The 13,852-nt window shown below is 35.6% G+C and carries 11 protein-coding genes; 9 read left to right on the plus strand and 2 right to left on the minus strand.

Going from position 1 to position 13,852, the window contains the following annotated elements; translation table 11 throughout:
• Positions 1-82: 82 nt before the first annotated feature.
• Positions 83-2,662, minus strand: coding sequence for a bifunctional aconitate hydratase 2/2-methylisocitrate dehydratase (gene acnB, locus HH_RS08385; RefSeq protein WP_011116576.1), 2,580 nt, complete (start codon positions 2,660-2,662; stop codon positions 83-85).
• Between the two features lie 343 nt (positions 2,663-3,005).
• Between acnB and HH_RS08395 the strand changes: the two genes are divergently transcribed.
• Positions 3,006-4,433, plus strand: a complete 1,428-nt coding sequence (locus HH_RS08395) for an aminotransferase class V-fold PLP-dependent enzyme (RefSeq protein WP_011116578.1) — start codon at positions 3,006-3,008, stop codon at positions 4,431-4,433.
• 79 nt (positions 4,434-4,512) lie between these two features.
• Here the strand turns inward: HH_RS08395 and htpG are convergent, their stop codons facing one another.
• Positions 4,513-6,372: a molecular chaperone HtpG gene (gene htpG, locus HH_RS08400; protein ID WP_193328823.1), complete on the minus strand. Its 1,860-nt coding sequence runs from the start codon at positions 6,370-6,372 to the stop codon at positions 4,513-4,515.
• 220 nt (positions 6,373-6,592) lie between these two features.
• On the opposite strand from htpG, the gene HH_RS08405 reads away from it, so the two are divergent.
• The 8 genes from HH_RS08405 to HH_RS08440 all read left to right on the plus strand — a co-directional run bounded on the left by HH_RS08405 (position 6,593) and on the right by HH_RS08440 (position 13,849).
• Positions 6,593-7,477, plus strand: coding sequence for a radical SAM/SPASM domain-containing protein (locus tag HH_RS08405; protein ID WP_158295437.1), 885 nt, complete (start codon positions 6,593-6,595; stop codon positions 7,475-7,477).
• Positions 7,478-7,563: 86 nt separating this feature from the next.
• Positions 7,564-8,703 carry an Opr family porin gene (locus tag HH_RS08410; RefSeq protein ID WP_011116581.1) on the plus strand — a complete coding sequence of 380 codons (1,140 nt, stop codon included), beginning with the start codon at positions 7,564-7,566 and terminating at the stop codon, positions 8,701-8,703.
• 18 nt (positions 8,704-8,721) lie between these two features.
• Positions 8,722-9,981 (plus strand): hypothetical protein, encoded by a 1,260-nt coding sequence (locus HH_RS08415; RefSeq protein WP_011116582.1) that lies wholly within the window; start codon positions 8,722-8,724, stop codon positions 9,979-9,981.
• 158 nt (positions 9,982-10,139) lie between these two features.
• A complete protein-coding gene (rpmE, locus tag HH_RS08420) occupies positions 10,140-10,343 on the plus strand; it encodes a 50S ribosomal protein L31 (RefSeq protein ID WP_011116583.1) in 204 nt (67 codons plus the stop codon).
• Positions 10,344-10,359: 16 nt separating this feature from the next.
• Positions 10,360-11,208 carry a 16S rRNA (cytidine(1402)-2'-O)-methyltransferase gene (gene rsmI / locus HH_RS08425; RefSeq protein WP_226989491.1) on the plus strand — a complete coding sequence of 283 codons (849 nt, stop codon included), beginning with the start codon at positions 10,360-10,362 and terminating at the stop codon, positions 11,206-11,208.
• 4 nt (positions 11,209-11,212) lie between these two features.
• Positions 11,213-11,902 (plus strand): 23S rRNA (guanosine(2251)-2'-O)-methyltransferase RlmB, encoded by a 690-nt coding sequence (gene rlmB / locus HH_RS08430; protein WP_011116585.1) that lies wholly within the window; start codon positions 11,213-11,215, stop codon positions 11,900-11,902.
• Entirely contained in the window at positions 11,889-13,046 is a 1,158-nt protein-coding gene (locus HH_RS08435; protein WP_011116586.1) for a hypothetical protein, read from the plus strand. The genes rlmB and HH_RS08435 overlap by 14 nt, the downstream gene beginning before the upstream one ends.
• Positions 13,040-13,849 carry a hypothetical protein gene (locus HH_RS08440; RefSeq protein ID WP_011116587.1) on the plus strand — a complete coding sequence of 270 codons (810 nt, stop codon included), beginning with the start codon at positions 13,040-13,042 and terminating at the stop codon, positions 13,847-13,849. Before HH_RS08435 ends, HH_RS08440 begins: the two co-directional genes overlap by 7 nt.
• Positions 13,850-13,852: the final 3 nt, after the last annotated feature.

Raw genomic sequence — 13,852 nt, forward strand, 5'->3', positions numbered from 1 at the left:
TTTACGAATTAAAGTCCCTTTAAAAGCTTTAGATTCACTTATTGATGCCTTGTTTTTTGAAAATAAATGTAGCAAGCCCTGCCTAGAGGGCGAAGTCTTGCATAAGGTGGAAGTTGAGATAAGTATAGATATTGTTTTTCTTATCATCAATCTTTTTAGGAGCAATTTCAAGATACTCTTGTGCGCTTGGAAGTCTTCCAAGCATTGCACATACACCGCCAAGTTCAGCACTTCCTAGATAAACTTGTGCTCCTTTACCCATACGATTATCAAAATTACGAGTTGAGGTGGAGAATACTACCGCATTATCACGGACACGAGCTTGATTACCCATACACAAGCTACAACCTGGTGCTTCTAATCTTGCTCCTGCTGCACCAAAAAGCGAGAAATATCCTTCTTTGGTAAGCTGTTTTTCGTCCATTTTTGTGGGAGGTGCTATCCAAATTTGCGTCTTGCTCTGTCCTTCATTTTTAACAATTTCTCCAAATGCTCTAAAGTGTCCAATATTTGTCATACAGCTTCCAATAAATACTTCGTCAATGTTTTTTGGACGTTTAGAATCAGCGTGAATCTCACTCAAAGTTGCTACATCATCGGGGTCGTTAGGACAAGCCAAAATTGGCTCTTTAATCTCAGCAAGGTCAATCTCAATAATAGCAGCATATTCAGCATCGCTATCTGGCTCTAAAAGCACAGGGTTTGCAATCCATTCTTTCATCTTATCAGCTCTGCGTTGCAATGTTTTTGCATCTTGATAACCTTGAACAATCATAGATTCTATAAGCTTGATATTTGAGCTTAAGTATTCGATAATGGGTTCTTTATTAAGACGCACACTACACGCAGCTGCGCTTCTTTCGGCACTTGCATCACTAAGCTCAAAGGCTTGCTCTACTTTTAAGTCTCCCAAACCTTCAATTTCAAGAATCCGCCCACTAAAGATATTTTTTTTACCCTTTTTTTCAACGGTTAAAAGCCCTTGTTTAATTGCATAATAAGGAATTGCATTAACTAAATCCCGCAAGGTTATACCCGGATTAAGCTTACCTTTAAATCTCACAAGTACAGATTCTGGCATATCAAGAGGCATAGAACCTGTAACTGCCGCAAAAGCAATTAAGCCACTTCCTGCAGGAAAGCTAATACCAATAGGGAATCTTGTATGAGAATCCCCACCTGTACCAACTGTATCAGGCAAACACATACGATTAAGCCACGAATGAATAACGCCATCTTTTGGTCGTAATGCTACACCGCCGCGTTCAGAGATAAAGTTTGGTAAAGTCGCGTGCAAACTTACATCCGCTGATTTTGGATAAGCTGCGGTATGACAGAAACTTTGAAGCACAAAATCTGCGCCAAAACTTAGTGCGGCGAGTTCTTTAATTTCATCACGTGTCATTGCACCTGTAGTATCTTGGCTACCAACAGTTGTCGTTTTTGGCTCACAATAGCTTCCCGGACGCACACCTTCTACTCCACAAGCGCGTCCTACCATTTTTTGTGCTAGAGTATAGCCTTTTGTGCTTTGAGCAGGCTGTTTGGCTTCCTTGAAGACATCACTTTTACCGAGTTTAAGATATTCTCTTGCTCTAGCACTTAATCCTCTACCAATAATAAGGGGAATTCTACCCCCGGAGCGAATCTCATCAGCCAAAGTTATAGGATTTAACTTGAAAGTTGCTACAATTTTTCCTTCTTTAATAATTTCCCCTTTGAGTGTGTCAATCTCAATAATATCGCCATCTTTAAGCTCGCTCACATCAGCAACAATGGGAAGCGCACCACTATCTTCACAAGTATTAAAGAATATAGGAGCAATGACGCTTCCAATAACGATACCACCACTTTTTTTATTAGGTATAAATGGTATCTCTTTTCCAAAATGCCACATAATAGAGTTACAAGCAGATTTACGGCTACTTCCTGTGCCAACGACATCACCTACATACGCTACAACAGCATTATTTTGAGCTGCTTTTTGTTTTGCAGATTCTATACGTTGCTCAAAATTTTCAATTCGGCTCTTAAGCATAGCCTTAGCGTGCAGAGGAATATCACTTCGTGTGAAAGCATCACCAGCTGGGCTTAAATCGTCCGTATTTGTTTCGCCATCTACTTTAAATACGCATACTTTAATTTTTTCTTTTAAGCCTTCTTTATTTTTAAACCATTCTGCTTCAGCCCAAGAATGGATAATTTCTTGAGCAAGAGGTGTATTAAGTGCAGCGATTTTTTCAAAATTATCATAGATTAAAAGTGTATGTTTGAGAGCATTAGCACAAGCTTTTGCAAGCGCATTGTCATTAAGAGAAAGTCCCTCAATAAGTGGTGCTACATTATAGCCTCCAAGCATCGTGCCTAGATAAGTTACAGCCTCGTTGGGAGTAAATCCCCAATCCTGTTTGTTTTTTAAGAGTATTTCTCCTAAAAATGCTGCCTTTAATTTAGCAGAAGCATCTACGCCCGGACTTACTCTATGTATAAGTAATTCTTTGGCAAATGTTTTTTGCTCAGAGCTTATGCTTGTATCCTTGCACATATCAATTGCACTTTGTGTTTGTGTTGTGTTAAGAGGTAGGGGTGGGATACCCTGTGCATCACGCTCACTTACGTGTGCTTTGTAGTCTTTAATGAATTGTTCAAACTCTTCCCTCATTGTGTTCTCCTTGCTACTTAAAATTTTGTTATAGAAACCAAAACCCTGTATAATGGTTTGCTCTTAAATATTGTATAATAAAAATCCTAAATAAGAAGGAAAGTAAAGTGAAAGTTATCCAAAAGATTACCTCAAAACTTCCCATTTATATATTTTTTATTTTTAAAATTCTTTATATTTATACCTACAATAGTTTTATAACAATGTTTTTGCAAGCACAGGTAAGAGATTGTATATATCATTATACACATATGTGCAAAAAGATACATAAAGTAACAGCTTGTAGAAGATTGCATAAAAAGGCAAAAATAAAATTTCATACAATTTCTTTAGAAGGAAAGTAATGGCTCTTTTGCATACGCATTCAAAGGTTGTTAAACTCATTCGTCATTTTTTTACACCTTTACTTGATAGTCGCTATGATAAGCTTTCGCAACTTCGTTCAAATACTATTTTGGATTCTAAACATTATTATTTTGACTTCACAGCTTCCGGTCTTGCTTATAAGATAATCAACAAACGTATAGAATCTATTTTACCCTATTATGCTAATACACATTCTTATATAGCCTCTAATGCTGCTCTAATGAGCGGACTTTATGCAGAGGCAAAGGAGAGTATTTCCTATTCAATCGGGCTTAATAAAGATTTTATACTCATCGCTGGGGGTAGTGGAGCGAGTTTTAGTATTAAAAAATTTCAAGAGATTATGGGGATTTATGCGCCTCCACGCAGTTTATCACATTTACAACATTTAAATAAAAATCTTTCTTCCACGCCAAAACTTACTTTGCTTCAACAACTTAAAGATTATGATGCACACACGCATACATTAAATTTCCCTCAAATTATTATAAGTGGGTTTGAACATCATTCTAATGAAATAAGTTACCGACAAGGGCTTTGTCATATTCATAAAATTGCTTTTGATATAGAAGGATTACCTGATATAAAGCATTTAGAAGAGATTTTGCAAAAGATAAAAAAAGAAAATAAGCACAGCACGATTATTGCTTCTTTAAGCGCAGCGTCTAATGTTACAGGGATTCTCACACCATTAGAATCTTGTATAGCATTACTTAGACGCTATGGAGCTATTATTGCGCTTGATATGGCAAGCTCATCGGCTTATATGCAAGTAGATTGTGCTGATTTTGATGTGGCATTTCTTGCACCGCATAAGCTTTTGGGTGGTGTAGGCGCGTGTGGAATCTTGGCAATAAGAAAATCTTTACTTGATGCACAGATTCCTCCAAGTTTTGCTGGTGGAGGTGTGATTAAATATGCCAATGATACGACACATTGCTTCATTGATGATATAGCTTTGCGTGAAGAAGCGGGTACTCCACCTATTTTAGGCTTACTCTATGCAGCATTAGCCTATCAATTACGCAATGAAATAGGGTTAGAATGGATTAAACGAAGAGAGAATATTCTCACTCAAGCCTTTTTATATGAATTACAAAAAATCCCAGCTGTAAGTATTTATGGAGATTTATCAAAAGAAAGATTAGGTATAGTGAGCTTTAATATTGGTTCAATTTCACCACTTGATTTATGTGCGCTTTTGAGTAAAAAATTTGGCATACAAACTCGTGCAGGGTGTAGTTGTGCGGGTCCTTATGGACATTATCTTATACCTGATGGTAGCTATGAGAAAAAGCCAATGTGGCTACGAGTAAGTATCCATTATACCCACACGATAAAGGATATAGAATATCTCATTGATGCAATTAAGACTTGTGTGAAAATATTAAGAGGCTCATTTTAGATTCTATAAGTTAAGCCTTTTTTTGGCTTTCCCTACTTCTCAAGTAGTGCATATAAAAGAATGGCTATAAACCCAAAGCCTACAGGCTTTGGAGTAAAAGGCTATTAAGTTCTGTATTAAAGTCTTTAGCATTTTTTAATGTGCTACCTTCAAGAATGAGGGCAGCCCCAAAAAGTAACAAAGCACTTTGTTTGATTTTATCCTCTTGTGCGGTTTTAAGTTTTTCAAAAAGAGGGTGTGTGATATTAAGTTGAAGTATAGGTTTAGTTTCTGGCACTTTTTGCCCCATTTGTGCCATAAGATTTGCCATCATAGGATTATTATCTTCTTTAATAAGTGTAAGTGGTGCATCACCAAGACTTGAAAGCTTCACTTCAGCAATTTGCTCTCCTAGTGCGTCTTTAAAGCCTTTGATAAGAGGCTCATAAGCATTTTGTGTTGCTTCATCAATAGATTCTTCTCCTAATTCTGCAAGAGCTTCTTTGGAATTAATACTCTTAAGCGGCACTTTATCATATTCACCTACCATTGGCATTACTATTGCATCAATTTCATCACTTAAAAGTAGCACATCAAAGCCTTTTTGTGCAAATTTTTCAAGTAAAGGAGCATTTTTAAGTGCGTCTTTATTTTCACCAAGCATATAATAAATACTTTTTTGCTCATTTCCCATAGACTCTTTATACGCTTTGAGCGAAATATATTCTGATTTAAAGCTATCAAATCTCAATAATTCTAGAATCTTTTCTTTATTTTCATAATCTCCATACAATCCCTCTTTAAGCACTTTGCCAAATTGTTCATAAAAGGTCTTATAATCTGCCTCATTTTTTGCAATATTGGTAATTTCACTTAAGATTTTCTTTGTTGAAGCAGATTTGATATTGGCGAGAATTTTATTTTGTTGGAGGATTTCACGGCTGACATTAAGTGGTAAATCTTCACTATCAATGACACCTCGCACAAATCGCAAATATGGAGGCAAAAGCTCTTTATCATCATCGGTAATAAATACACGTTTTACATAGAGTTTCACACCTGATTGATAATCCACGCGGAAAAGGTCAAATGGGGCTTTTTGTGGGATATAAAAAAGCGTAGTGTATTCTAAATTACCCTCAACTTTGGTATGAATCCACCGCATAGGCTCATTATTATCGTGAGAGAGTGTGGCGTAAAATTCCTTATAATCTGTGTCCTTTAGCTCTGCTTTAGGGATTTTCCACAGAGCTTTAGCAGTATTGATTTGAGATTGCTTATTTTCTTTTATTTCCTTTTTATTTTCACCTTCACCTTCAAATTTTGATTCCACAAATGCAAGATAAATAGGAAAAGCAATGTGTTCAGAATATTTATGAATAATGCCTTCAATTTCCCATCGTGAAGCAAAATGAGCATCTTCTTCTCGTAGATAAAGCGTGATTTGTGTCCCTTGAGATTCTTTAACACATTCGCCAATCTCATACTCACCTTTGCCTTCACTCACCCAAGCATAGGCTTTTTCCTCTCCTGCTTTTTTGCTTTGCACTACAACACGATGAGCGACCATAAAGGCTGAATAAAAACCCACACCAAATTGCCCAATAAGTGCAGAATCTTTCTTTTTATCTCCGCTTAATTGTGAAAGAAAGCTTTTTGTGCCAGATTTGGCAATAATACCCAGATGTTCTTTCATATCATTTTCATTCATACCTATACCATTGTCTTCTATGGTAATGGTTTTTTTCTCTTCATCAAAAGAAATATCAATGCGTGGCTCAAAAGAAAGAGTTTTAAGATTCTCTTGTGTGAGCGTGAGATATGAGAGCTTATCAAGTGCGTCAGATGCGTTACTGATAAGCTCTCGTAAAAAAATTTCTTTATGAGAATACAAAGAATGTATCATTAAATCTAAAAGCTGCGTGATTTCGGTTTGAAATTGATGTTTTGTTGCCATAATGTCTCCTAACATATAAATTAAAAAAGCAATCATAACAAAAAAAGATTAAAAATTTATAAAGTTGATATAAGTAGAATAAACTTTAATGAGTGTATATATATAAAAAAAATTATGATTTTATCTGTAATATTCTGCTTATATAGTTTAATATAGTATTATTTTATAAAATGAGTTTAAGAAAATAATATTAATGTTATTTTGCTATAAAGGCATATTATTAATGAAGTTATTTGAAAAAGTTTATATAGAGCTAAGTGATTATTGCGCTCTCTCTTGTGGATTCTGCCCAAGCCATACGCTCTCTAAAAGGCGTGGCACAATGGATTTAAAACTTTTTGAATCTATATGCGCGCAGATTCAAGGCAAAACACGAAGAGTGCATTTGCATTTGTTAGGCGATCCTTTAAGCGTGCAACATTTTGAAATGTATGTAAAAATACTTAGAAAGTATCATTTAAAAGTAGATTTGGTAACTACAGGATTATTTTTACGCAAAAAGCATTTTGAATTACTTTTAAATGAACCATTTGTGCAAGTTTCATTTTCTCTAAGTGCATTTTTAGCAAATCCTCATCAATTCAAAAAGGCACATTTAAAGCGTATTTTAGATTTTTGTGCCTTTAATATACATTCTCAATCACCTATTTTTGTGAATTTACGATTTCATAGTAATGATATTTTGCGCCGAGAAAACTATTTTGTGCGAATGCTTAATGAAATTGGAGCATATTTTGGTTTTTCTAATATTGATTTGAAGCAAGAGCGTTTAAAGCTTGGAAAAAAAGTATTTCTTAATCCCACACATTCTTTTGATTGGGAGATTCAAAAAGATACATTTGCACAGCCATATAATATCAATAATAAATCATCTATAAAGCCATTATGTTATGGCGCACAAAAGCAAATTGGGATTTTGAGTAATGGAGAACTTGTGCCTTGTTGCATAGATTATAATGCACAGGCAAGTTTTGGAAATTTAAAAGAGCAGAATTTGGCAGATATACTAGATTCTAAAGCATTTATAGCATTTAGTCTAAATTTGAGACAAGGCAATATACCTTGCGAATTGTGCCAAAAATGTGGATATAGATTAATTTTGCAATAATTATAATTGAAAATGGAATTATTTTTGCTAGAAGTCCTTGAAAGCTAGATTCTAAAAGGAATTAGAAGAGTCACTAAAGGGATTTTATGAGAAAACTAATTGTGATTGTTGTGTGTGTGCTTAGCTTAAGCGAAATTGCAAATGCAAATAATTTAGCGCGTTATCTTCTTGCAGGACACCCAAGTGGACATATGGGTATATATTACCAATATATGACAAGTGCGGCTCCTGGTTTTCTTGATGCAAATGTTTCGCTTGCTTATCAAACACAAAGACTTCGGGGATTGGCATTTGGTGGTTCTATGTGGGCTGCAACAAAGCTTTTTCAAGTGCATAATGGGGATTTCTCAAAAGTGAAAGAGAATTATATTCTTACAGAAGCGTATGCAAGCTTTGTCAATCCAAATCGTATAAGTATGTATGCAGGACGATTTAAAACTGATAGTGAATGGATTAAACATTATACACAAGGTGCAGCGGTAACTTATGAAGATGTAGAGAATCTTAAAGTAGATTTTATTTGGGCTTGGAAAAATGCCTATGTTACAGACTATCGTATGGACAGGTTTAGGAATCCTTTTGGTGGTATGGGGGCAATGTATCTTGGGGCAACAATTACTTTACCAGAATCTCCATTACAAATTACTCCTTATGTATATGCCGCACCGGGTGATTTTACTTCATTTGCATTAAAAGTGCTTGTTGCGGTGCCTGCTGGTAATGCTATACTTTATGGGAAAATGCACTTTTTATCTTTTGTGAGTGCAAATAAAGATAGAGTGATTGATACCCAAACTGCAGGTGGTGATGGTGGTTTTGTGTGGCTAGAGGGTGGAGCAAAATGGCTTGGTTTAAACACAGGTGGAGGTGTAATTTCAGTATCTCAAAATGGTGCAAGAGGTATAGATTCTTTTGGGCAGAGCAGTTATTTTGAACGAAGAGAAGGATTATTTTATAATAATGCAACAACTTTGTATGGCTTTTTAGAGTATGATTTAAAGCAGTATGTGCAGCTTGATGGAGCTATTCGCCATACAACTATTGGTTCTAAAAATATCTTTAATTGGGAAGTAGGCATCACTTCCGAGCCTCAAAATAATATTAAAATAGGAGCTAAAATTATAGGTATGATAAATAATGCCGATTTTACGCTGGATAATTCAATTTTTGCCGCTGATGGCAAGAATTATCTGCTAACCCGTGTTTTTGGACGAGTTAGTTTTTAATCTATCAAGGAGAAAATAATGAAAAAATATTATATATCGCTTGCTGTAGTATCAGCTATAGCAATGAGTGCAAACGCAGTAGAAGTTAACCCCTTTGGTCATTTAGGCGCTTTTTATCATCAAGGATTTGGTGGTTTAGGCATACAAAATAAAAATGGAAATGAAGTGCAAAGAGCTTATGCTAATGTGAGTGCAAGAGCAGGACTTGATATTGGGCTTGGCTCAAGTTTGAGTGTTGGAATTGGTGCTTGGGGTGGTTATCCAGCTTATAGCACAGGAATTGATGGTGCAGTGGGTGATATTGCATTCCCTAGAAATGGTGATATATCCGATGCGTATGTGCGTTATGATGGTGGACGATTAAGTTTTGCCCTTGGACGTTTTGATATGGGTGAATTTTATCTTGGTAAAGATGGCAAAAATTATACAGGTGTAGATTGGATTTATGGTAATGTGCAAGGTGCTGCACTCAATGTTGATGGCGGTGCGGTGAGCCTGTGGGCATATTGGAGAAATTCTCAACTGGGTGCAGGACAAGCCTATAATAGAATGGGTTATGAACTTTCAAGCTTTGATACCTATCAAAATTATAAGAATGCCTCAAAAATTGGTGAGCTTGTGAGTGCAGGATTGGATTTTGATTTTGGTGCGCTTAAAGTTTCTCCTTTTGTTTCATATCTGACAGATAAAAATACAACTACCGGGACACACGATGTCTTAAATGCTGGTGGAAAAGCAGTGCTTGATGTTGGCAGTGGTGCTTTAAGGTCATTTACTACATTGCGTGCAGTATGGGGTATGGATAATATTGTAGGCAGTGCTTCAAGCACAAGTGGACTTACATTATGGATTGATGAAGAATTGAGAATTAATGATATTTTCAAAGTTGGTCTTGGTTACATTAATCAAGGTAAAAATAATAATCTTCTTAACTACGGTGATAGAGCAAGATTTTATGGCTATCGTGGTGGTATGAGTGGTGCAGGTGTAGGAAATTTCCTTGGCTATGGTGATACTTATTATGTATTTGGTGGAGTAGAATCCCGACGCGCAGCTATTGATTTGCTTTATGCTGGTGGTGATTATGAGGAAATTTCTGCAGTTGGCTCAATTAAAATTTGGCAAGGAAACGATAAAATGTATCTTAAGCTTGGAGCTGGCTATGTTGGGACAGGTAAAGCAAGTGCAAATGGCACACTTGGTAATTTAATTATTAATGGTACTAATGGTAACAAATGGCAGCATTCAGCCCTTGCATTTGTAAAATTTGGATTCTAAATATTTTAGAGTCCTATTGAGAATCCATAGGGGGCTTTTGCTCTTTATGGATTTATTCTTCTATAAAATTCACTCATTAAAGCAGGAATTAAAGCAGAGTTTGATAAAATCACACCTTTTATTTGCAAAATTGAATCTTAAACTAAGAAGGACATTTGATGAAAAAAGGTATTCACCCAGAATATATACCCTGCAAAGTAACTTGCGTAACAAGTGGCAAACAACTTGAGGTTTTGAGCACTAAAAGCGAGCTTCGTATTGATATTTCAAGCTTTTGTCATCCTTTTTATACAGGAAGTGATAAAATCACAGATATTACAGGACGTGTTGAGAAATTCCGACAAAAATATAATATGAAATAATCCTGTGCTAATACTTGTGTCAACTCCCATAGGGAATCTTGAAGATATTACTCTGCGGGCGTTAGAGGCATTTAAACAAGCCGATATTATTTTATGCGAAGATACAAGAGTTGCAAAAAAACTCTTAGAACTTCTTATCTCTCGTTCTTTACTTCAGATACCTACTGATATGGATTGTCAGTCTTTTATAGAATCTAAACAATTTAAATCTTTTCATTCTCATAATCAAGAGGAATTTATAGATTCTTTACATAAGGAAATGTTTGCATCTTGTGTGCTTTATTTGAGTGATGCTGGCACACCTTGTATTAGCGACCCGGGCGCGAAACTTATCTCTTATGCAATAACACACGATATTGACTTTGATGTGTTGCCCGGAGCTTGTGCGCTTAATGTGGCATTTTGTGGTAGCGGTATAGAATCTACACCTTTTGTATTTGCAGGATTTTTACCACATAAAAAGACTCATAGGCATTCTAAACTGATACAGCTCTCCCATTTAGATATGGGAGATTCTTATAGTGTTATTTGTTATGAAAGCCCTCATAGAATCTTAGAAACTTTACACGATATTGCTTTACTTCTTCCTCATATACGAATTATTGTGCAAAAAGAACTCACTAAGCTCCATCAGCAGAGATATTATGGTAGTGCACAAGAAGTGATTGCCATACTCAAAGATGTTACGATTCGGGGCGAATGGGTGATTATATTTGATTTTAGCTCTTCTCACATAAAACAAGAGAAAACTTTAAGTTATGAGGATATTTTTATACTTGATATTCCACCAAAGATTAAAGCTAAAATCTTAAGCAAAATAAGCGGACATAGCATTAAGCAATGTTATGAAGAAATACTAAGGTGAATCAGTGATAGTTTATGGAAAACAACCCATTTTGTATATTTTACACACAAATGCTTCGTGCATTGAAGAAATATATCTTGCTAAAGAGTTACCAAAGGACATATTTAAACAACTTGCGCAATTAGATAAGCCTATAAAACGTGTAGATATGAAAAAAGCACAAGCTCTTGCTCACGGAGGGAATCATCAAGGCATTTTGGCTTCTATTATACCACCAAGTCCGCTTAGCTTGAATGATCTCAAAAGCAAAGATTCTTTACTTGTGCTTTATAATGTTACTGATGTAGGGAATATCGGTTCAATTTTTCGCACTGCTTATGCTTTAGGCGTGGGAGGGGTGGTTATTTGTTTATCAAACCTTAGCCAAAAAGCCATAGAAAGTATAGCTCGTCTTTCAAGCGGTGCTTTTTTACATATGCCTTATGGTGTTTTTCCGCATATCTTTGATATAATAAATGAATTAAAAAATGCAGATTTTATGCTCATAGGTGCAGATATGCAAGGGCAGGAGAGCTGTAACGTAAAAAAGAAATGGGCTTTATTTTTAGGGAGTGAATCTGAAGGTTTATCAGCGCGATTGAAGCACAAACTTGATACAATCCTCTCCATAAAAATGGAGCACCATTTTGATTCACTCAATGTGGCAGTAGCCACGGGAATTTTAATAGATAGGATTAAAAATGCAAGGAAATAATACAAATACTACATTTCTTGATGAAGAACTTGCCAAATTGAAGGCTATTGGATTAAAGGAAATTAGCAAAAACACTAAACTTGCAAGCTCAAAGATTGAAGACGTGCTTGAAAAACGTTTTGATAAGATTGATAAGGTAAGGGCAAAAGGTTTTATTGCAATTTTAGAGCGTGAATATGAAGTAGATTTACGTGATTGGATTACTTTGCAACAACAGACACAAAAAGAAGATATTAAAAGTGTTTCGCAAGTCATTACCAAGCAAGATGAAGAGCAACGTGCTCAAAAACTACTAGATTTAGCTCAAAAAGAAGAGGAAGAAGAGAAGAAAAAGCAAGAGCAAAAAAAACATGAAAATCGTGTGCTTGATCTTGCACTTAAAGCTAAGCCTACCACAAAATCTGATAATGAATCTTATACGTGGCTCTATGCTATTTTGGTGCTTATCCTCCTTGCATTTATGGGATATTTTGCCTATAAGGCATTTATGCAAGATTATCAAAATGTGCCACCACAAGTAACGCATTCTAGCGAAGATTCTCATTCTAGTAGCGGGGAAGAAAATGAAGTTTATGATGGTATGTTTTTTGATACTACAAAACCCCTTGAGCAAACAGAATCTAACACGCAATCCACTCAGCAAACTCCACAAGAAGATACTCTAAATAAACAAGATATACAAGAATTACAATCTCAAGATATGCTCTCACCCGCTGCAGAGGAAATACCTCACCAACAACAAGAGCAAACAAGCGCAAATAATCACCCAGAGCAAAATTTCTTTTTTCAATCACAAAGCACACAACAAAATGTAGAGAGTGCAGAAAATAATGCAAGCACATCTGTGCAATTTTCACAAAATGATAATGTTTTACATATTCGGGCTGATAATGATTTGTGGTTGGGCGTAATTAATCTTGAGACAGGGAGCAAAGAGCAATTTGCTTATAAAAGAGAATATGATATTAAACTCAATCATAAAATGCTCTTTGTTATGGGGCATAGTAGTTTTACTCTTACGCTTAATGGTAAGGATATTTCTCACGGAGCTAAACACCCTGTGAGAATGTATTATGATGGCGCAAATCTTAGCGATGTAGGCTATACACGCTTTAAACAACTCAATGGTGGTTTGGAATGGTAAGATGGATATTCATCATAAGTTTGGCTGTTTATGCGTGGGCTGACGCATTTGACGATAAAATACGAAATTTAATGGGTGAGCAAAACTATCAACTCAATGCAAACTTTATTAATAGAATCTTTGCTAACAAAAATATGTATTATACAGGTGGGCGTCTTGATATTGCTAAGATTGTTTATGCGCTTAAGAATAATGGCTTGCTTTCTTCGCGTTTTGGGCAGCCAAGTGAGGTTAAATTAAATTTTAGTGCACGCACCAGCCCTATTTTACTGACAAAAATTGGTAATAATATTCTCACAACAATGGGCTATTCATATTTTGTTATCAGTAAAGCGGAGTTGAGCAATGGCTTATCAAGCATAGAATTTTCCTTTAATACAGAGCATAGTCCCGATATGGGAATCATTATTGATGAGCTAGGAAAAAGAGGTTTTATTTGTCTTGATATTAATCGTGTGAATGCACAATTTTGGGAATATATGCTTGAGGTTAATGAGCCACGATTACCTAATACAAAATTCCTCGCAAAGTCTGCAACTTTAAATTTACGCGAAGCATCAGGTGAATATTGGTTAGATGTGAATACAGGTGGAGATTTATATATCCAAGCCATTGATTTTCCTAAATGGAATCCAAGAGTAGTGCTTTATGATAAGAATCTTGGTATAGTAGATATGGTGAGTAATGTAGGTTCAAATGCTTCACTTAAAGTAAAGATTCCCCAAGGCGTAAAGTTTGTAATGATTACAGATTATGATAGTTCGGAAAGTCTTAAGGGTGGTATTTCTGTGAATCTCCGATAGAAT

Source organism: Helicobacter hepaticus ATCC 51449 (assembly GCF_000007905.1).
Taxonomy (GTDB): Bacteria; Campylobacterota; Campylobacteria; order Campylobacterales; family Helicobacteraceae; genus Helicobacter_C; species Helicobacter_C hepaticus.

Excerpts from the sequence above, each read along its gene's own strand:
- acnB (WP_011116576.1), bottom strand. The coding sequence starts at position 2,662 with ATGAGGGAAGAGTTTGAACAATTCATTAAAGACTACAAAGCACACGTA.
- HH_RS08395 (WP_011116578.1), top strand. The coding sequence starts at position 3,006 with ATGGCTCTTTTGCATACGCATTCAAAGGTTGTTAAACTCATTCGTCAT.
- HH_RS08405 (WP_158295437.1), top strand. The coding sequence starts at position 6,593 with ATGAAGTTATTTGAAAAAGTTTATATAGAGCTAAGTGATTATTGCGCT.
- HH_RS08410 (WP_011116581.1), top strand. The coding sequence starts at position 7,564 with ATGAGAAAACTAATTGTGATTGTTGTGTGTGTGCTTAGCTTAAGCGAA.
- HH_RS08415 (WP_011116582.1), top strand. The coding sequence starts at position 8,722 with ATGAAAAAATATTATATATCGCTTGCTGTAGTATCAGCTATAGCAATG.
- rpmE (WP_011116583.1), top strand. The coding sequence starts at position 10,140 with ATGAAAAAAGGTATTCACCCAGAATATATACCCTGCAAAGTAACTTGC.
- HH_RS08435 (WP_011116586.1), top strand. The coding sequence starts at position 11,889 with ATGCAAGGAAATAATACAAATACTACATTTCTTGATGAAGAACTTGCC.
- HH_RS08440 (WP_011116587.1), top strand. The coding sequence starts at position 13,040 with ATGGTAAGATGGATATTCATCATAAGTTTGGCTGTTTATGCGTGGGCT.